Genomic DNA, 19,001 nt, shown 5'->3' on the forward strand with positions numbered 1-19,001 from the left:
TCAGGCTTTTCGCGTGCCTTGAGCGCCCGTGTTGCTGTTGCCGCGGTCGAATGCCTGGATGAAGTCGCGCACCTGGGGGTAGACGACGTCACGCCAGCGGCGGCCGCTGAAGATGCCGTAATGGCCGGCGCCTTCCACCGTGATGTGCTTGCGGCGCTTCTTCGCGATGCCCTTGCACAAGCCGTGCGCGGCTTCGGTCTGGCCGAGGCCCGAGATGTCGTCGAGTTCGCCCTCGATGGTGAGCAGGGCGGTGTCCTTGATCTTCGCCGGACGTACCAGTTCCCCATGCACCTCCCATGTGCCCTTAGGCAGGCGTTGCTCCTGGAACACCGTTTCGATGGTGTCGAGGTAATACTCGGCCGGCATGTCGAGCACGGCGTTGTATTCGTCGTAGAACTTGCGGTGCGCCTCGGCGTCGTCGAGGTCGCCCTTGCGCAGGTTCTCGTAGAAGTCCCAATGCGACATGACATGGCGGCTGGGATTCATGGCGATGAATCCGGCGTGCTGCAGGAACCCGGGATACACGTCGCGGCCGGCGCCCGGATACTGGTAAGGCACCTTGTGGATCAGCTGGTTGCGGAACCACGACAGCGGCCGCGTGGTGGCGAGGTTGTCGACGCTGGTCGGGCTCTTGCGCGTGTCGATGGGCCCGCCCATCAGCGTGAGCGTAGCCGGCGTGGCTTCGCCGCGTGCCGCCATGAGCGATACCGCCGCCAGTACGGGCACGGTGGGCTGGCACACGGACACCACATGCGCACGGTGCACGCCCACGTGACGGATGAATTCCTCGATGTAGGAGACGTAGTCCGCCAGCGAAAAGGAGCCCTCCGACAGCGGGATCATGCGCGCGTCGACCCAGTCGGTGATGTACACCTTGTGGTCGCGCAGCAGCGTGCGCACGGTGTCGCGGAGCAGGGTGGAGTGATGCCCGGAGAGGGGCGCGACCACGAGCACGGCGGGATCGTGCTTCATGCGGTCCACGGTGGCCTGGTCGTCGGAGAAACGCTTGAAGCGCTTCAGCGTGCAGAACGGCTTGGCCATGGACACCTGCTCGACGATCGCCACGTCATGCCCATGGGCATGCACGCTATGGATGTCGAACTCGGGCTTCTCGTAGGCCTTGCCGAGGCGGTACATCAGTTCGCAGCCTGCCGCCGCGCGGTCGGCGCCCGGTACACGGGCGAAGGGGCTGGCGATGTCGCCGAACATCTTCGCTCCCGCCTCGGCCCAATAGGAAAGCGGGCTGAGCATCGAGCGTTGCCATTCGTGCATGAGGTAGAGCATGCAGCTGCATCCGGGACGGGAGGTGGCGCATCATAACCAGTTGCGCCGCGCCATGTGTAAAGCCCCTGTTTTTGCTCGATTTAAAGACCGGCTTTGCGGCAGACCAGCAGGACTTCGTCCACCCCGGGTGCCGGCGCGAAGCCGGCCGTGAAGGCCAGCGGCTTCTGGAAACGCACGCCCAGCGGCATGAACACCCGGTTGTACCACCACATGGCGCGCGCCCTGTGGTGGGTAAGGAAGTACTGGCCCAGGTCGAGCAGCTTCGACGACTTCGGCTGCATCCCGTAGACGGCACTGCGTTCGATGGCGAAGCCGTGCCGGGAGAGCAGGTTGCGGATCGCTTCCGGCTCGTACCGGCGGTAGTGCCCCACGAAGTCGTCGAAGGGGGTCCAGGCGTCGGGGTGCAGGGGCACCGAGAGCAGCAGGCGGGCGCCCGGCTCGGCCACGCGTGCCAGTTCGCCCAGGGCACCTTCGTCGTCCACCACGTGTTCGAGGATGTCGAAGGCGCATACGAAGTCGAAGCTGGCGTCGCGGAACGGAAGCGCTCCGATCATCGCGTTCGCTACGCGGGCCCCGTGCCGGCCGAGTTCGGCAAGCGCCGGGCGGCTCAGGTCCACGAACTGGGTGTCCGCCAGCGGCAACCGCGGGCGCAGGCCGGGGGCCACTTCCAGCCGGCGCGTCGTCTGCGCCGCCAGTTCGGACACGAGCGGCCAGGTGTTGAAGCGTTCTGGCGAGAAAAGCTTCGCTTCCGACCACAACGCGTCGTAGAAGCGCTTGTTGCTTCCGATCAGGTCGGCGTCGGTCCGTGGCGCCGAAGGGCCCGAGGTGAACGATGCGATGGTCATGCGATACCTCGGGAGTGTGGATGAGGAATCAGCGCAGTCGCGCCAGTTCACGAAGCAGCGGCAAACGCCGCACGCGTACCGCCGTGGCGCGGAAGACGGCGTTCGCCAGTGCGGGCGCCGCGGACGGGACGGCGACGACGCTGGCGCCGGCGGGGTCGGCCGTGGACGGCACGATGACCGTCTCCACCTCATAGGGCATGGGCTGGGTGGCGGCGATCGGATAATCGCGGAAACCCGTCTGCTGCACCTTACCGTCCTTGACCGTGATGGCGAGGTTGAGGGCGGTGGACAGCGCATCGAGCGTGGCGCCTTGCAGCTGCGCCTCGAGCCCGAGCGGATTGATGACGCGGCCCACGTCGGCCACGCAGACCACGCGATGGATGTCGATGCCGTCGGCGGTCGGCGCCACCTCGATGGCGTGTGCGACATACGCGCCGAACACATAGGCGCAGGCGATGCCGAGCCCGTTCTCGCTGCGCAGCCAGCGGCTCCAGTCGAGCTTGTCCGCGGCAAGCTTCAGCACGTTGGCCATGCGTCCGGTGTCGATGGGACCGCCGCGCCCGTTGTAGGGCAGTTGGCTCGCGTCGCCGAGCAGCGCCAGCCGGAAGTCGAGCGGATTGCTCTTCGTGGCGTGCGCCAGTTCGTCGATGAAGCTCTCGGTGGCGAACGTCGGCGTGACGTGCGGCGAACCGCGCCACTCGCCCCGGGCGAGCCGCGACGACAACGGATACCAGTCGCTGCGGAAGTTCGGCACGAGGCCCGCCGGCAAGGCGTCCGGCACGAGTTCGGACTGCCACAGGCGATTGTCGGGCGTGCCGCGCCCGGCCAGGGCTGACGGACTGGCCATGCGCTGGTGCCAGCCGACGATCTTCTTCTTGCGGTCGAGCGACGCATTGAGGCGGTGCACGGCCAGCGGACGGTAGAAGTCGCGCGACAGGTCGTCGTCGCGCGTCCAGAGCACCTTCACCGGCCGGTTGCGGATCTCGTCCGGCTTCTTCGCCAGGGCGATGGCCATGGCTTCCGCGATGTAATCCTGGTCGAGGCGGCGCCCGAAACCGCCGCCGCCGCGAGGTACCTGGATGTCGATCTGGTCGGGACGAAACCCGGTCATGCGTTGCACGACCGCGTAGACCTGGCGCGGGGCCTGCGTGGCCGCGATGACGGTCACGCTGGTGTCCGGATCGAGGCGCACGACGCAGTTGGGTGTTTCGGCGGTGGCATGCGCCACCCACGGCTGGAAATACGTGGCCTCGAGCGCGCGGGCCGCCTTCTTGCGCGCGGCGGCGATGTCACCGTCGTTGCGCACCGTGGAAGGCGCGATCGTCTCGTCGTCGAACGCTTGCACGGCCTGCTGCTCGAGGACAGAGGCAGCAGGCTCGGGCGTCGCATCGGCCTTCCATGTGGCTTTCAGGGCCGCGCGCCCGCGCAGCGCCGACCAGGTGTCCCGGGCGAGCACCGCCAGCGCGGGTGCCTGCGCGGTCATGCCTGGCGGTTGGTTCGCTTCGGGCGCGATGTCGAGAACCGCATAGACGCCATCGACCTTCTGCGCGGCTTCGCGGTCTGCGTTCTCCAGCGTGCCGCCGGGGTAGGGGCAACGCGCGAGCACGGCGATGACGGGATCGCCGATGCTCTCGTCGAAGGCATAGCGGAGCGTGCCGGTGACGACGGCCCGCGCATTCACGTCGCCGGCGGGCTGCCCTACGAGGCCATAGCGGTCCGGCGACTTGAGCGGCGGCGGCGTGCCCGGCGCGTCGACGCCCGCGGCCGCCGAAGCGAGATCGGCATAGGAGATGTTCCGGCCGTCGCTCGCGATGACCATGCCGTTCTCGGCGCGCAGGCGTTCGGCGGGCATGCCGAGGCGACGTGCCGCCGCCTGCAGGAGCAGCCAGCGGCCGAGCGCGCCGGCCTGGCGCAGGTCGGCCCACGCGGCGGGAATGCTGGTGGCGTCGCCGCTGCGCTGGCGTCCGTAGGTGAATTTCGCCTCGCCGTTGCCCATCGTCACGCCGAGACCGAGGGGTTCCACGACGACTCGCGTCCAGTCGGCGTCGAGTTCCTCGGCGACGATGCGGGCCAGCGAGGTGGAGGTGCCTTCGCCATTGTCGGGATCGCGCACGCCGATGAAGATGCGGCCGTCGGCCGCGATGCGCAGGTAGGGGCCGAGTTGTGTCCAGGCATCGCCGAGCAGGCCCAGCGGCGGCGGACGATCGACCGCGCCGACCGTGCCCACGCCGATGATCAACCCGCCCGCGGTGCCGGCGGCGTACTTCAGGAAGCGGCGGCGGGAAAGGCGAACTTCGCCGCTCATGCCTTGCCGTCCTTCGTGGCGCCGGCGGCGCGCTTGATCGCCTTGCGGATACGGCCGTAGCTGCCGCAGCGGCAAAGGTTACCGATCTTGTCGATGTCGGCGTCGGAAGGATTCTTCTGCCGGGACAACAGGTCGACCGCGGCCATGATCTGGCCGGGCTGGCAGTAGCCGCACATGATGGCGTCCTCGTCGATCCACGCCTGCTGGACGGGATGCAGCTTGCCGTCGCCGCCAGCCAGGCCTTCCACGGTGGTGACGCGCTTGCCGCGCATCGTTTCCATCTTCGCCTGGCAGGAGGCCACGGCCTTGCCGTCGACGATCACCGTGCAGAAACCGCAATCGCCCTGGTCGCAGCCGTACTTGGCGCCGGTGAGGCGCAGCACGTCGCGCAGGTACCACAGCAACGGCATCGTGGGATCGCCCGTGTGCCTGTAGCGCTCGCCGTTGACGATGACGTCGATACCTTCGCGCACCGGCTTCGACGAGGGCTGGCCGGCCTCTTGCCGGGGCGGGGCGGGTACGGGCGACGTCGGGCCTTGCTGTGCCATCTGCTTTTCTCAGAGTGTCCCTTGATATCCGGGCCATTGTGGCATCCGGGCCGGGGATCAGCGAGCGACTTTACTGAACAGCCGCCGCCACACGGCGTACACGGGCAGTCCTGCGAACACCACGAGGCAGACCACGCCGGCACTGAGCGGCTTGTCCCACGCGTAGGCCACTACCACGGCGATGACCGTGAGAAGGAAGGCGAGGGGCAGAAGCGGGTACGCCGGAGTCACGAAGGCCGGACGCCCGGTGGCGTGGCGGCGATACCAGAAAAGGGTGGCGATGGTGACGGCGTACGCCGCCCAGTCTCCGAACGTGGCGAAATCCAGCAGTTGACCGTAGTTCGCGACGAGCACGAGGACGATCGCCCAGGCCGACAGCGCCATCAGCGCGATGTTTGGCGTGCGGTAGCGCGGGTGCAGCCGGGCCACGCTGGCGAAGAACAGGCCGTCCTCGCCCATGACCTGGAGCACGCGCGCACCTGCGACGAGCGTGATGTTGCAGAAGCCGAGGGTGGAGATGGCGATACCGATGGCGATGATCTTCGCGCCGGTATCGCCGAACACGCGGCTCATCACGTCGGCGGCGGGCGCCTGGCTGGCGGCAAGGCCATCGTGTCCGAGCACCGCGAGGTAGGCGTAGTTGGTGAGCACGTAGGCGGCGATGACCACGAGCATGCCGAGGACGAGGGCACGCGGCAGCGTGCGCTGCGGATCCCGCACTTCGCCGGCAAGGTTGTTGAGGTAGCTGAAGCCGGAGAAGGCGAACAGCACCGGCAGCAGGGCGCCGGCGAGGCCGCCGGTCACGTGGGTGGGGCTGGGCGTGAGCGCCTGGGTGGTGCCCGCGCCGGCGAAGGCGAGGCCGGTAACTACGAGCACCGCGATGGCGGTGAGCTTGAGGATGGCGAAGACGTTCTGCACCTGGGCGCCGAAGCGGATGCCGAAGAGGTTGAGCCCGGTGACGAAGACGAGCGCGCCTACGGCCAGGGGCTTCACCAGGGTGGGCGAGAGGCCGAACACGGAGGTGGCGTAGCTGCCGAAGATGGTCGCCACCGCGGCGCTGCTGCCGCTGTAGATCACGAGCAGCATGGTCCAGCCAAAGAGGAAGCCGGCCAGCCTGCCGAAGGCTTCGCGCAGGTAGACGTAGCTGCCGCCCGCTTCGGGGCGGCGTGCGCCGAGTTCGGCGTAGCAGAGGCAGCCGACCAGGGTGAGCAGGCCGCCGCCGACCCAGAGGGAGAGCAGCACGAGCCCGGAATCGGTGCGCTGCGCGGCGATGCCGGGATTGAGGAAGATGCCGCCACCGATGATGCCGCCGACGACGATGAGCGCGGCGTCCATGAGGGTGAGGCGTCGGGCGTAGCCGGGATTTTCCATGGTTGGCGCGCTAGAGGAGGGAGTGCGGAGGTTTGCCTTTTTCCCCTTGCAGCGCAACACTTTCCTGAATTTGCCGGAATCCCCGGTCGTCGTAGCTTTCCCCACCAACCCAAAGAGTCCCGTGAGCGAAAACGCAAACGCGCCGTTGCCCGTCAACGCGCCCTGGATCGTCATGAAGTTCGGCGGCACCTCCGTGGCCACCGCCGCACGCTGGCGCAATATCCTCGAGCTGGCCGCCAGCCGCCGCGCCGAAGGCGCCCGCGTGCTGATCGTGGTCTCAGCCCTGTCCGGTATCACCGACGGCCTGAAACAGCTTTGCACGCACACGGAATCGAAACGCCGCTCGGAAGCGGCCTCCGCACTGGCCGATCGCCACCATGCCCTGCTCGCCGAGATGTCGTTGGCGATGCCGGAGACGCTGGGCGCCCGCCTGGCGGACATGGCCGCGCTGGCCGAAACCGGTGCGGCGGAGCTGGGCGAACTCGCCTGGCAGGCGCGGGTGCAGGCGCATGGCGAGCTGATGTCCAGCGCGCTGGGTGCGGCGTTCCTCTCGGCGAACGGCCTTGCCACGACCTGGGTGGACGCGCGCGAGTGCCTGCGTTCCATCGTGCTGCCGAACCAGAACGAGCGCACGCGCCTGCTGTCGGCGATGGTGGAACCGCGCCACGACGCGGCCTTGTCCGCGGCATTGGCGGAACGCGGCGAGGTGTTCATCACGCAGGGCTTCATCGCGCAGGACGAGTCCGGACGCACGGTGCTGCTGGGCCGTGGCGGCTCGGATACGTCGGCGGCTTACTTCGGCGCCTTGCTGGCCGCATCGCGCGTGGAGATCTGGACGGACGTCGCGGGCATGTTCAGCGCAAATCCGCGGCAGGTGGCCGGTGCAAGGCTGCTCCAGCGACTCGATTACGAAGAAGCCCAGGAAATCGCTTCCACGGGCGCGAAGGTGCTGCATCCGCGTTGCCTGTCGCCGTTGCGCGAGCCGCGCGTGCCGCTGCTCATCAAGGACACGAACCGGCCGGAGCTGGAAGGCACCTCGATCGGTCCGGAAGTGCGCGAGCATGCGCCGAGCATCAAGGCGATCAGCGCGCGCAAGGGCATCACCCTGGTGTCGATGGAATCGGTGGGCATGTGGCAGCAGGTCGGCTTCCTCGCCGACGTGTTCGACGCGTTCAAGCGCCATGGCCTGTCGGTGGACCTGATCGGCTCGGCGGAAACGAACGTCACGGTGTCGTTGGATCCGACGGAAAACCTGCTGGATTCCGATGCCATCGCCGCACTGGCGGCGGACCTGGCGCGCGTTTGCCGGGTGAAGGTGATCGCACCGTGCGCGGCCATCACACTGGTCGGCCGCGGCATGCGTTCGATGCTGCACAAGCTGTCGGGCGTGCTGGCGGAGTTCGGCCAGCTGCGGGTGCACCTTATCTCGCAGTCGTCGAACAACCTCAACCTGACCTTCGTGGTCGACGAAGACGTGGTGGACGATATGTTGCCTCGGCTGCATGAGTTGCTGATCGGCGCCGGTGCCCTGCGCACCGACGACAGCATGGTGTTCGGTCCTTCCTGGCAGTCGCTCTATGGCACCGGCGAACAGGCCGCGCCGGCGGCTGCCTGGTGGCAGGGCGAACGCCCGGCGCTGCTGCGTCTCGCGCAGGAACGCACCCCTCGCTACGTCTACCACCTGCCGACGGTGCGGGCGCAGGCACGCCGCGTGAAGTCGTTGAAAGCCGTGGATCGTGCGCATTACGCGGTGAAAGCCAATACGCATCCGGGCATCCTCAAGGTCCTCGCCGAGGAGGGCTTCGCGTTCGAGTGCGTCTCGCCGGGCGAGCTGGCCGCGGTGTCCGCGGCGGTGCCGGCCGACGTGCCGCTGCTGTTCACGCCGAACTTCGCTTCGCGCCGCGATTTCGCGGCGGCCTTGCAGACCCGCGCCACCATCACCATCGACGCATTGCACCCCATGGAGCACTGGGGCGACATGTTCGCCGGCCGCGACATCGTGCTTCGCGTGGACCTGGGGCGCGGCCTCGGCCACCACGAGAAGGTGAAGACGGGCGGCACCGGCAGCAAGTTCGGCGTGCCGATCGAGCACATCGACCGTTTCCTGCGCCTCGCCGACGCGGCCGGCGCGCGGGTCATCGGCCTGCATGCGCACCTTGGCTCGGGCATCCTGGATGCCGCGCACTGGGGCGAGGTGTATTCGCAGCTTGCCGCGCTGGCGGAACGCATCGGCACCATCACCGTGCTGAACATCGGCGGAGGCCTGGGCGTGCCGTCGCATCCGGGCGAGACGCCGCTGGACATGGCCGCGCTGGATCGCGTGCTCACGTCGGTGCGCCAGGCGTATCCGCAGTTCCAGCTGTGGATGGAGCCCGGCCGCTACCTCGTCGCGGATTGCGGCGTGCTCCTGGCAAAGGTCACGCAGGAGAAGGAGAAGGGTGCCAACACGCGCTACCTCGGCCTGGACACGGGCATGAACAGCCTCATCCGCCCCGCGCTCTACGACGCGTGGCACGAGATCGCCAACCTGTCGCGCCTGGACGAGCCGGCCACCACGATGTACCAGGTCGTCGGTCCCATCTGCGAATCGGGCGACATCCTGGGTTCGGACCGTCGCCTGCCGGAATCGAAGGAAGACGACGTGATCCTCGTGGCGCAGGGTGGCGCGTATGGCGCGGTGATGTCGTCGCATTACAACCTGCGCGACGAGGCGGACGAGGTGCTGCTGCCGTGACGGACACGCTTACCGATCCCCGCGCGAGCCAGCGCTTCCGCTTCGTCCGCCACGGCTTCGTCGACGGCGTGGCCGAGCTGGTCTATGCCTTCGACGACGGTCCGGAACTGGTCGAGCGCGTGACCTTTCCCGGCGCGCCCGCCGTGCCGCCGGAGCGGGAGGCCGCCTTCGCGGCGGCCCTGCGCCTGCTTCACCTCGTTGCAGGCGTCAGCTACTACAAGGCGGGCATTCCGGAGCGGATCGTGGTCGAGGGCGACGCCCTCGACGAGGAAACGGCGTACCTTCTGGATTCGCTGTACCTCCACGGGCTTGCCGAGTTCGCGTACCGCAACCGTCTGGACCTGCGCGGACGTATCGCGTTTCCTTTCGAACGGCGCGCCGCCGCGGCGGCGCCGGCCATCGGACTTCCGCCGCGCTCACTGCTGCCGATCGGCGGCGGCAAGGATTCCGTGGTGGCGGTCGAGGCGGTGAAGTCGATCGGCGCCGACGCCACCGCCACCTGGGTGGGCAACTCGCCCCTCATCGCCGAATGCGCGGCGCGCACAGGCCTGCCGACGTTGAACATTTCGCGCGAACTCGCGCCGGGGCTGTTCGAGCTCAACCGCCTGGGTGCGTGGAACGGACACATTCCGGTGACCGCCATCAACTCGGTGATCCTCGCGGTGGCGGCCATCCTCTACGGTTACGACTCCATCGTGTTCGCGAACGAGCGCTCCGCGTCGGTCGCCACGCTGGAATACGAAGGCCAGGAAGTGAACCACCAGTGGAGCAAGGGCTTCGGCTTCGAGAAGACCTTGCACGACTACCTGCACACCCACGTGGCCGCCGACCTCGATTACTGCTCGCTGCTGCGGCCCTGGTCGGAACTGGCCGTGACGAGCGCGTTCGCCCGAATGGGCGGTGAGTATTTCAACGTATTCTCCAGCTGCAACCGCAACTTCCGCATCCTCGGCCCTAAGCCCGCGGACCGGTGGTGCGGGCAGTGTCCGAAATGCCATTTCGTGTTCCTCGCGCTGGCGCCCTTCATGGCGAAGCCGCGGCTGCTATCGATCTTCGGTCGCAACCTGCTCGATGACGACGCCCTCGCCGGCGCGTTCGATGCGCTGCTCGAGTACAAGGACCACAAGCCGTTCGAGTGCGTGGGGGAGGGGGCCGAGGCGCGCGCCGCGCTGGCCGCGTTGGCCGAGCGTCCCGAGTGGCGGGAAGACGCACTCGTCGCGCGCTTCCGTACCGAGATACTCCCTCAGTTGCAGCCCGGCGACCTCGCCCTGGAACCGTGGTTGAAACCCGGTGCATCCCACCTCGTTCCCCCGCGACTGCTCGGAGCGCTGGATGCGCTGGGCTGACCTGCGCGGCAAGCGCGTCGCTGTCTGGGGTTTCGGGCGCGAGGGCCGCGCTGCGCTCTCTGCGCTGGCCCGGCACCTGCCGGGCCAGGCGGTGACACTGTTCTGCCAGCCCAACGAGGCAGGCGCCGCGCGCGCCGCGTTTGCGTGGGTGGATGTACGCGATGTGGCGCCCGACGCGGCTGCGCTCGCCGCGCACGATGTGGTGGTGAAGTCGCCTGGTATCTCCGCCTATAAACCCGAACTGCTCGACGCGCAGCTGCGCGGCACGCGGTTCACGTCGGGAAGTGCGCTCTGGTTCGGCGAGCACGTCGGCGCGCGCACGATCGCGGTCACCGGCACGAAGGGCAAGAGCACCACTTCGGCGCTCATCGCCCACCTGGCCCGCTCCCTCGGCGTGCGCACCGCGCTGGCGGGCAACATCGGCATGCCGATGCTGGAACTCGACGACGGCAAGGCGGACCTTTGGGTCATCGAGCTGTCGAGCTTCCAGACAGGCGAGGCGATGGGTGTCGACCTTGGCGTGGTCACGAGCCTGTATGAGGAACACCTCGACTGGCACGGTTCGCGCGAGCGCTACGTGGACGACAAGCTCAAGCTCCTCTCGGCTTCCGCCAGGGTGCTGGTCAATGCGCTGCAACCGCTGTTGCTGACGCGTGCCCTCGACCACCCCGGCCTGCATACGTTCGGCGATGTGTCGGGATGGCATGTGGGCGATGGCTGGATCCGTCGCGGGGGCGAGCGCGTGATCGAAGCGTCCCGCCTGTCGGCGCCCGGACTGCACAACGCGCTCAATGCGTGCGCGGCGCTGGCAGCCCTCGAGATCGTGGGTCTGGAGGCCCGCGCGGCGGCACCCGCGCTCGCCACTTTCCTTCCGTTACCCCACCGCCTGCAGCCGCTGGGCGAGCGCGACGGACTCGAGTGGATCAACGATTCGATCAGCACGACGCCGCTGGCCAGCCTGGCCGCGCTGGAGAGCGTGGACGGGAAACGCACGGCGCTCATCGTCGGCGGCCACGACCGCGGCCTCGATTGGGCGCCTTTCGTCGACGCGATGCGGACAAAAGCACCGCAGGCCATCGTGTGCCAGGGTGCGAACGGGCCGCGCATCGCGGATGCCTTGGACCAAGCGGGGGTGCCGGGGGTCTATCGCGCCACCGATCTTCCGGCAGCCGTGGCGGCCGCACGCTCGGCACTGGCGGGGCAGGGATGCGTCCTGCTGTCGCCTGGCGCACCGAGCTTCGACCAGTTCCACGACTACACCGAACGCGGCAAGCGTTTCGCGGAGTTGGCCGGTTTCCAGGCAAGCACGGCAAGTATCCAGGGCCTCGGCATCGCCTGACCGCTCGCTACATCGCCTGCGATGGGTCCAATGTGCGCCCCTGCCACACCCACAGCGCGCGAATTTCTCGTTGCACTGCAGCATCGGTGGCGGGCGTGCTCCTGCATGAAGATGCGAACGCGGCGGCACGGGAAAAATGTGGCGGCTTAGTGATTTACGCTGTGCGCCCGACCTCCATGGCCGGCATGGATCGATCCAAATGCCGACTGAGAATTTGCGCAGTGCACTATTTTGTCTGTCGTAAAATATCTTTTCAGATCAATTGCTTGTTTGTAGTCCGAAGACTTTAGATCGAGTTAAAAAATCGGTTGACAACGTTGTCAGGGGCCTCCGAGAATCAAGCACGTCATACCACTGCAACGACGACGGGACACGCGGTGGGGCCATGCCGACACGCATGGCGGCCGCGGGAGTACGCAGGGCCAGAACAACCATTGGAGCGGGAAACGCCAACGCGGGCCGAGGCCGGCGCGGTGTCGTTCGTTCCGAAAAAAATGAAATCCCCCTTCCCCAGGAGATAGATGTGAACCACCGTATCAGCGCACTTTCGCTGGCCATCATGGCCGGCCTGTTGGCCACAGGCGGCGCGATGGCGCAGGACGCGGCTTCCCCCGCGCCCGCCACGAGCATCCCCGCTAAGCCCGCTTCGGCCGCGCCCGCCCAGGCCGATGCCCAGAACGCCGCCAGCCTCGAAGGCATCACCGTCACCGGCATCCGCGCGAGCTTGCAGAAGTCGCTCGACCTGAAGCGCAACTCCGACTCCATCGTCGACGCCATCTCGGCCGAAGACGTGGGCAAGTTCCCGGACACCAACGTGGCCGAGTCGCTGTCGCACCTTCCGGGCATCAGCGTGGACCGCAACTTCGGCGAAGGCGACAAGGTCAGCATCCTCGGCACGGACCCGGCGTTGAACCGCCTGCTTCTGAACGGCCAGACGCTTGCCTCCACGAACTGGACGTCCGACCCGAACAATCCGGACAGCCGCTCGTTCGACTACAGCCTGCTGACCTCCGAGATCATCGGCAACGCGCAGGTCTACAAGACGCCGCAGGCGAATATCGATGAAGGCTCGATCGGCGGTACCGTCATCGTCAACACGCGCCGTCCGCTGGACCTCAAGGCCAACACGCTGACCGGCACGGTGAGCTACGGCTACAACGACCGCGCGGATACCGGCAAGCCGAACGCGTCGGTGCTGTACAGCTGGAAGAACAAGGACAACACCTTCGGCGTGCTCGGCTCGCTGATGCATTCCGATCGCATCATCGACCGCCAGGGCACCGAGATCTTCGGCTACCAGCGTGCCAACGACCCGACCGACACGAATCCCAGCCACCAGTTCGCACCGGGCGTCGTGCCGGCCGACCAGCAGCCCACGTACCCGACCGCGATCAACACGGCGTGGTTCCAGCAGCGCCGCAAGCGCGACGGCGTGTCGACGGGCCTGCAGTGGAAGCCGAACGACAGCTTCGAGCTGAACTTCACCGGCCTCTACGTCACCGAGAAGTTCGACAACTACAACCAGAGCCGCTACGGCGACTGGTCGAGCTCGGCGCCTTACGCCACCTCGGCAAGCGTCAACAACGGCGTGATCACCAATGCTTCGTATGGCCCGAATGCGCCGACCTACCTCGACGGCTACGAGCGTGAGTCGAAGGTCAACACCGGTGCGGCGCAGCTGCGTGCCGACTGGCACGGCGACGGCTGGAACGCCTCCAGCCAGATCGGCTACACCGGTTCGACCGGCGGCTCCGAAGGGATCTGGAACGCGCAGGTGAAGACCCTCGGCGGCTACGACTGGAACCTCGCGGGCGAGCATCCGCAGATCAACTACCACTTCGCGGACGACCCGTCGCAGGCGGTGCTCAACGGTGTCGGCTTCAGCCGCGCGCCGACCTATGACCGCGAGCGCTACTTCCAGGCCGACTTCGCGCACGACGTCGCGTGGGGTCCGCTCAACCAGATCGAAGTGGGCGTGAAGGCAACCAACCACTACAACGGCCAGGACGCCTACGCCGCGCGCTTCCCGTCGCTCGCCGACATGGGTATCGCCGGCAACACCCTGGCTGACTTCGCCGGCGGCCAGACGCCGGACGGCTTCCTCGGTGGCCTGAACGCCACGCCGAGCATGGCCAACTGGACCACCATCAGCAAGGGTGGCCTCAAGGACGGCGTGAATGCGCTCGTGGACCAGTACGGCGCGCCGGTGGACCCGAAGGCCACCTATGCCATCCAGGAACAGAACCGCGCGTTCTACATCCAGGGCGATTTCTCGGGCGACAACTACCGCGGCAACCTCGGCGTGCGCTACTTCCGTACCCGCGACACGGTGGATGGTTTCAACTCCGTCGGTACCGATACCTACGCGCCGGTGAACAAGCGCAGCTCGTACCACAACTGGCTGCCGTCGCTGAACATCGCCTACGACGTGGCCCAGGACCTCACGCTGCGCTTCGCCTATGCGCAGACCATCGCCCGTCCGCGCTACCAGCAGATGACCCCGTATGTGGCCCTCGACGACCGCAGCCTGACCGGTTCGCGCGGCAATACCGACCTCGGTCCGTACAAGTCGACCAACTACGATTTCTCGGCCGAGTGGTACTTCTCCGAGAACAGCGTGCTGGCCGCGGAACTGTTCTTCCGCCGCATCTCGGGTTACATCCTCAACACTCAGGTGCTGGAGACCCAGTACAACCTGACCAACCAGCGTGACGACGTGTACCAGATGCAGGTGCCGATCAACGCGGGCGTGGCCAAGGTGAAGGGCGCGTCGATCAGCTACCAGCAGAACTTCGGGCTGGGCTTCGGCATGCTGGCGAACTACACCTACTCCGACGCGGACACCAGCAACGACTTCCCGCTGCCGTACAACTCGAAGAACTCGTTCAACCTGTCGCCGTTCTTCGAGCAGGGTCCGTGGAGCGCGCGTGTGACCTACAGCTGGCGCTCGTCGTACTTCACCTCGATCGCCGCGCTGCAGACGCAGCAGATCACGGGTATCTTCCGTGAACTCGACGCTTCCGTCGGCTACCAGGTGAATGACCACATGCGCATCTCGCTCGATGGCACCAACCTGCTCGACGAGACCTACCAGGTCTACGACGACCGTCCGAGCCAGCCGCTCTACTCGTACAAGAACGGCCGGACCTACACGCTGACGCTGGGCTTCAAGCTGTGATGCGCCGCGCGTCGCTGGCCCTGGCGTTCTGGCTTGCCGCCGGAGCGGCCAGCGCCGGCACGCCGGGGGAGAAAGATCTTTCCTCCGGCTGGCGCTTCCGTCTCGCGCAAGGGACGGAAGCGGGCGCGCACCCCGAACTGAAGGACTGGCTCCCGGCACAGGTGCCGGGAGCCGTGCAGACCGACCTCCTGGCGCTGAAGCGGATCGAAGATCCGTTCTGGCGCGACAACGAGGCCGGCCTGCAATGGATCGGCCTTTCCGACTGGGACTACCGGTTGGACTTCGACGTGGATGCGGCCACCCTGGCCCGCGGCCACGTCGACCTCATTTTCGACGGCCTCGACACGTTCGCCGAGGTCAAGCTCAACGGCAGGAAGGTGCTGGTGGCGGACAACATGTTCCGCCAGTGGCGCGTGCCGGTGAGGGACAACCTGCACAAGGGCGGCAATACGCTCGAAGTGCACCTGCAGTCGCCCATCGCGCGCCTGTTGCCCTGGCTGATGAAGCAGCCGTACTCGCTGCCCGGCGAATTCGACACCGCCTTCGGCGACGAGCCGAAGGGCAAGCAAACCTCCAATTACGTACGCAAGGCCAACTACCAGTACGGCTGGGACTGGGGCCCGCGCTACGTCACCCTGGGGATCTGGCGTCCGGTGCGCCTGGAAAGCTGGGACACCATGCGCCTGGCCGACTTCCATGTCGCCCAGCGCCAGGTGGATGCCGACAACGCCCGCCTCGACGCGCAGTTCGACGTGCGCGCGGACAAGAGCGGTCCGGCGCTGCTCAAGGTGGACTGGACAGCGCCGGACGGCAGCCGCGGCCACGAAGAACACAGCGTGGCGCTCACGAAGGGTGAGAACCACGTCTCGCTGCCGGTGTCGATCGCGCATCCGCAGCGCTGGTGGCCCGTGGGTTACGGCGAACCCAACCTCTACCGCTTCCATGCCGAGGTCGCCACCGACGGCGCCACCGTCGCCAGCGCGGACCGGGAGACGGGCCTGCGCACCGTGGAACTCCGCCGCGAGAAAGACCAGTGGGGCCGGAGCTTCGCCTTCGTCGTGAACGGCGTGCCCATCTTCGCCAAGGGCGCGAACCTCATTCCGTTCGACAGCTTCCCCTCGCGTGTGACGCCCGCGCGCATGGAGGCCATCCTTCGTTCCGCGAAGGACGCCAACATGAACATGCTGCGCATGTGGGGCGGCGGTACCTACCAGGACGACGCGTTCTACGCGCTTGCCGATCGCCTCGGCATCATGATCTGGCAGGACTTCATGTACGGCGGCGCCATCACGCCCTACGATCCCGCCTTCCGCGAGAATGCGCGCATCGAGGCCATCGAGCAGGTGACCCGCCTGCGTGACCATCCGTCCATCGTGCTGTGGGCGGGCAACAACGAAGTGCAGACCGGCTGGGACGACTGGCCGGACCGGCAGGATTTCCGCAAGTTCGTCAACGCGGACGAAGTGAAGCGCATCGACGACGGCATGCGCGAGCTGTTCGGCAAGACCCTGCGCAAGGTGGTCAGCGATCTCTCGCCGCAGGTGCCGTACTGGGCCAGTTCGCCCAGCACCGACTACGAAGGCCCCGCCAACGTGGAGAACGACGGCGACTTCCACTACTGGAAGGTGTGGTCGGGCTCCGAGCCGATCTCGCATTACCTGGACATGACGCCGCGCTTCCAGTCCGAGTACGGCCTGCAATCCTTCCCCGTGATGGCGACCATCAAGGCCTTCGCTTCCGAAGGCGACATGCAACCCGAATCGAAGGTGATGCGCGCGCACCAGAAATTCGCCAACGGCGACGGCAACCAGCGCCTGCTGCTGTACATCCGCCAGGAATACGGCGAGCCGAGGGACTTCCCGTCGTTCGTGTACCTGAGCCAGGTGATGCAGGCCGAAGGCATCGAACTCGCCGCCGAGCACCTGCGCAGCGCACGTCCGCGCAGCATGGGCTCGCTGTACTGGCAGTTGAACGATGTGTGGCCCGGCGCCTCGTGGGCGAGCGTCGACTACTTCAACCGCTGGAAGGCCCTGCAATTCCACGCGAAGCGCTTCTATGCGCCGGTGGACGTGGTGCCGCTGCGCCGCGACGGCAAGACCGAGGTCTTCGCCATCTCCGACCGCACCGCGGATTTCGCGGCCACGTTGCGCACCCGCGTGTACGACATGGGCGGCAAGCTGCTTCGCGAGTCCAGCCAGCCAGTGCGGGCGGCGGCGCTGGCGAGCACGAAGGCGGCGACGGTCGACGACGCGACGCTGCTGAAGGGTGCCGACCCGCGCAAGACGGTGGTCTCGTTCGACCTGCTCGAACAGGGCAAGGTGGTGGCGCACCACCTGCTGTACTTCGGTGCGGCGCGCACCTTGGCCCTGCCGAAGCCCGAACTTTCCAGCAGCCTTCGCAAGAACGGCGACGGCTATGTCCTGACGGTTTCGGCGAAACACCTCGCTCGCGCCGTATGGGTGGATACCGGCGATCTCGACGTGCGTCTCGACCGGAACGCATTCGACCTGTTGCCGGGCGAGCACGTCGACATCGCGATCGAGGGCCAGGTCGACATCGATGCGCTTCGCCACGCTTTGACGTTACGCTCGCTCGTCGACGCCCTGAAGGAGACCACGCCGTGAATCCAAATCGCCGCAACCTCGTGAAGTGGCTGTCCCTCGTGCCGACCGCGGCGGTACTCGGCGGTGGCGGCATGGCCGCCATGGCCGCCTCGCGTTTCCCGAGCCGGCGTCCGCCGGTGGGCAAGCGGAAGTTCACCAGCGAAGCGGTCGAAGCAGTGATCGCCTCGACGAAGAAGAGGATCAAGGATCCCGAACTCGCCTGGCTGTTCGAGAACTGCTTCCCGAATACCCTCGATACGACCGTGGAAGTGGGCCGCCTCGACGGCTACGAAGACACCTTCGTCGTTACCGGCGACATCGACGCGATGTGGCTGCGCGATTCGTCCGCCCAGGTGTGGCCGTACCTGCCGCTGGTGACGAAGGACGAGGCCCTGCGCAAACTCTTCCGCGGGCTCATCCGCCGGCAAGCGCGCTGCATATCGATCGATCCCTACGCCAACGCGTTCCTTCCCGATCCGAAGGGCAAGAGCAAGCTCGACTGGGCGCAATCCGACCTCCCCATGCTGCCCGGCGTGGCCGAGCGCAAGTGGGAGATCGATTCGCTCTGCTACCCGGTGCGTCTGGCGCACGGCTACTTCCAGGCCACGGGCGACCGCGAACCGTTCGACGAATCGTGGCGCGCCGCCACGCATCGCATCCTGCAGACCTTCCGCGAGCAGCAGCGCAAGGACGGCCCCGGTCCGTACCACTTCCAGCGTCCATCGCCGAACCCCACCGAGAGCCAGTTCCTGAAGGGCTATGGCCAGCCCACGCGGCCGGTGGGCATGATCCACGAGATGTTCCGTCCGTCCGATGACGCGACCGTGTATGCGTTCAACATTCCCGGGAACCTGTTCGCCGTGGTGACGCTGCGCCGCCTGGCGCAGATGCATGCCACGCTGTACGGCGACCAGGCCTTCGCGAGCGAATGCAACGCCATGGCCGACGAAGTCGCCGCGGCGGTGGAGAAGTACGGCACCATCACCGATGCGTCCGGCGAATACTGGGCCTACGAGGTCGACGGTTACGGCAATCGCCTGTTCATGGACGATGCCAACGTGCCGAGCCTGCTCGCCTTGCCTTACCTCGAATGCACGCCGCGCGACGCACGCTACGCGCGCACCCGTGCGAAGGTCTGGAGCCTGGACAACCCGTATTTCTTCAAGGGCAGCGCGGGTGAAGGCATCGGCGGCCCCCATGAGGGCCTGCGCATGATCTGGCCCATGTCGATCATGATGAAGGCCTTCACCACGGACGATGCCGCGGAAATCCGCCAGTGCCTGCACTGGCTGAAGACCACCCATGCGGGCACCGGCTTCATGCACGAGGCCTTCGACCAGGACGACCCGAAGCAGTTCACGCGCTCGTGGTTCGCCTGGGCCAATACGTTGTTCGGCGAACTGGTGGTCCACCTCGCCGACAAGCACCCCGATACCCTGTAACTGGAG

At 67.0% G+C, this 19,001-nt stretch carries 11 protein-coding genes; 6 read left to right on the forward strand and 5 right to left on the reverse strand.

Going from position 1 to position 19,001, the window contains the following annotated elements; all coding sequences use genetic code 11:
• The 5 genes from ACPYOD_RS08100 to ACPYOD_RS08120 all read right to left on the reverse strand — a co-directional run bounded on the left by ACPYOD_RS08100 (window position 1) and on the right by ACPYOD_RS08120 (window position 6,353).
• On the reverse strand, window positions 1-1,284 hold the full coding sequence (locus tag ACPYOD_RS08100; RefSeq protein ID WP_481301228.1) for a polyhydroxyalkanoate depolymerase: 1,284 nt from the start codon (window positions 1,282-1,284) through the stop codon (window positions 1-3).
• A gap of 80 nt (window positions 1,285-1,364) precedes the next feature.
• Window positions 1,365-2,129, reverse strand: a complete 765-nt coding sequence (locus ACPYOD_RS08105; RefSeq protein ID WP_481301229.1) for a class I SAM-dependent methyltransferase — start codon at window positions 2,127-2,129, stop codon at window positions 1,365-1,367.
• 28 nt (window positions 2,130-2,157) lie between these two features.
• On the reverse strand, window positions 2,158-4,434 hold the full coding sequence (locus ACPYOD_RS08110) for a xanthine dehydrogenase family protein molybdopterin-binding subunit (RefSeq protein ID WP_481301230.1): 2,277 nt from the start codon (window positions 4,432-4,434) through the stop codon (window positions 2,158-2,160).
• Window positions 4,431-4,982, reverse strand: coding sequence for a (2Fe-2S)-binding protein (locus ACPYOD_RS08115; protein WP_481301231.1), 552 nt, complete (start codon window positions 4,980-4,982; stop codon window positions 4,431-4,433). The genes ACPYOD_RS08110 and ACPYOD_RS08115 overlap by 4 nt, the downstream gene beginning before the upstream one ends.
• A gap of 57 nt (window positions 4,983-5,039) precedes the next feature.
• Entirely contained in the window at window positions 5,040-6,353 is a 1,314-nt protein-coding gene (locus ACPYOD_RS08120; RefSeq protein WP_481301232.1) for an APC family permease, read from the reverse strand.
• A 172-nt stretch (window positions 6,354-6,525) separates the two neighbouring features.
• On the opposite strand from ACPYOD_RS08120, the gene ACPYOD_RS08125 reads away from it, so the two are divergent.
• The 6 genes from ACPYOD_RS08125 to ACPYOD_RS08150 all read left to right on the forward strand — a co-directional run bounded on the left by ACPYOD_RS08125 (window position 6,526) and on the right by ACPYOD_RS08150 (window position 18,995).
• A complete protein-coding gene (locus ACPYOD_RS08125) occupies window positions 6,526-9,087 on the forward strand; it encodes a bifunctional aspartate kinase/diaminopimelate decarboxylase (RefSeq protein ID WP_481301254.1) in 2,562 nt (853 codons plus the stop codon).
• Complete coding sequence (gene murL / locus ACPYOD_RS08130; protein WP_481301233.1) at window positions 9,084-10,433, forward strand: UDP-N-acetyl-alpha-D-muramoyl-L-alanyl-L-glutamate epimerase; 1,350 nt, start codon at window positions 9,084-9,086, stop codon at window positions 10,431-10,433. Before ACPYOD_RS08125 ends, murL begins: the two co-directional genes overlap by 4 nt.
• The gene (gene murD, locus ACPYOD_RS08135) at window positions 10,420-11,772 is read left to right on the forward strand and encodes a UDP-N-acetylmuramoyl-L-alanine--D-glutamate ligase (RefSeq protein ID WP_481301234.1); all 1,353 of its coding nucleotides are present in this window, start codon (window positions 10,420-10,422) and stop codon (window positions 11,770-11,772) included. Before murL ends, murD begins: the two co-directional genes overlap by 14 nt.
• A gap of 523 nt (window positions 11,773-12,295) precedes the next feature.
• Window positions 12,296-14,950 carry a TonB-dependent receptor gene (locus ACPYOD_RS08140; protein ID WP_481301235.1) on the forward strand — a complete coding sequence of 885 codons (2,655 nt, stop codon included), beginning with the start codon at window positions 12,296-12,298 and terminating at the stop codon, window positions 14,948-14,950.
• Complete coding sequence (locus ACPYOD_RS08145) at window positions 14,950-17,574, forward strand: beta-mannosidase (RefSeq protein ID WP_481301236.1); 2,625 nt, start codon at window positions 14,950-14,952, stop codon at window positions 17,572-17,574. The genes ACPYOD_RS08140 and ACPYOD_RS08145 overlap by 1 nt, the downstream gene beginning before the upstream one ends.
• The gene (locus tag ACPYOD_RS08150; RefSeq protein ID WP_481301237.1) at window positions 17,571-18,995 is read left to right on the forward strand and encodes a glycoside hydrolase family 125 protein; all 1,425 of its coding nucleotides are present in this window, start codon (window positions 17,571-17,573) and stop codon (window positions 18,993-18,995) included. The genes ACPYOD_RS08145 and ACPYOD_RS08150 overlap by 4 nt, the downstream gene beginning before the upstream one ends.
• The last annotated feature ends 6 nt before the right edge of the window (window positions 18,996-19,001 follow it).

It is taken from the genome of Luteibacter sp. HAY1-4A, from assembly GCF_056755355.1.

What these genes read in the sequence shown, in the direction of transcription:
- ACPYOD_RS08100 (WP_481301228.1), bottom strand. Translation starts at nt 1,284, where the DNA reads ATGCTCTACCTCATGCACGAATGGCAACGCTCGATGCTCAGCCCGCTT.
- ACPYOD_RS08105 (WP_481301229.1), bottom strand. Translation starts at nt 2,129, where the DNA reads ATGACCATCGCATCGTTCACCTCGGGCCCTTCGGCGCCACGGACCGAC.
- ACPYOD_RS08110 (WP_481301230.1), bottom strand. Translation starts at nt 4,434, where the DNA reads ATGAGCGGCGAAGTTCGCCTTTCCCGCCGCCGCTTCCTGAAGTACGCC.
- ACPYOD_RS08115 (WP_481301231.1), bottom strand. Translation starts at nt 4,982, where the DNA reads ATGGCACAGCAAGGCCCGACGTCGCCCGTACCCGCCCCGCCCCGGCAA.
- ACPYOD_RS08120 (WP_481301232.1), bottom strand. Translation starts at nt 6,353, where the DNA reads ATGGAAAATCCCGGCTACGCCCGACGCCTCACCCTCATGGACGCCGCG.
- ACPYOD_RS08125 (WP_481301254.1), top strand. Translation starts at nt 6,526, where the DNA reads ATGAAGTTCGGCGGCACCTCCGTGGCCACCGCCGCACGCTGGCGCAAT.
- murD (WP_481301234.1), top strand. Translation starts at nt 10,420, where the DNA reads ATGCGCTGGGCTGACCTGCGCGGCAAGCGCGTCGCTGTCTGGGGTTTC.
- ACPYOD_RS08145 (WP_481301236.1), top strand. Translation starts at nt 14,950, where the DNA reads ATGCGCCGCGCGTCGCTGGCCCTGGCGTTCTGGCTTGCCGCCGGAGCG.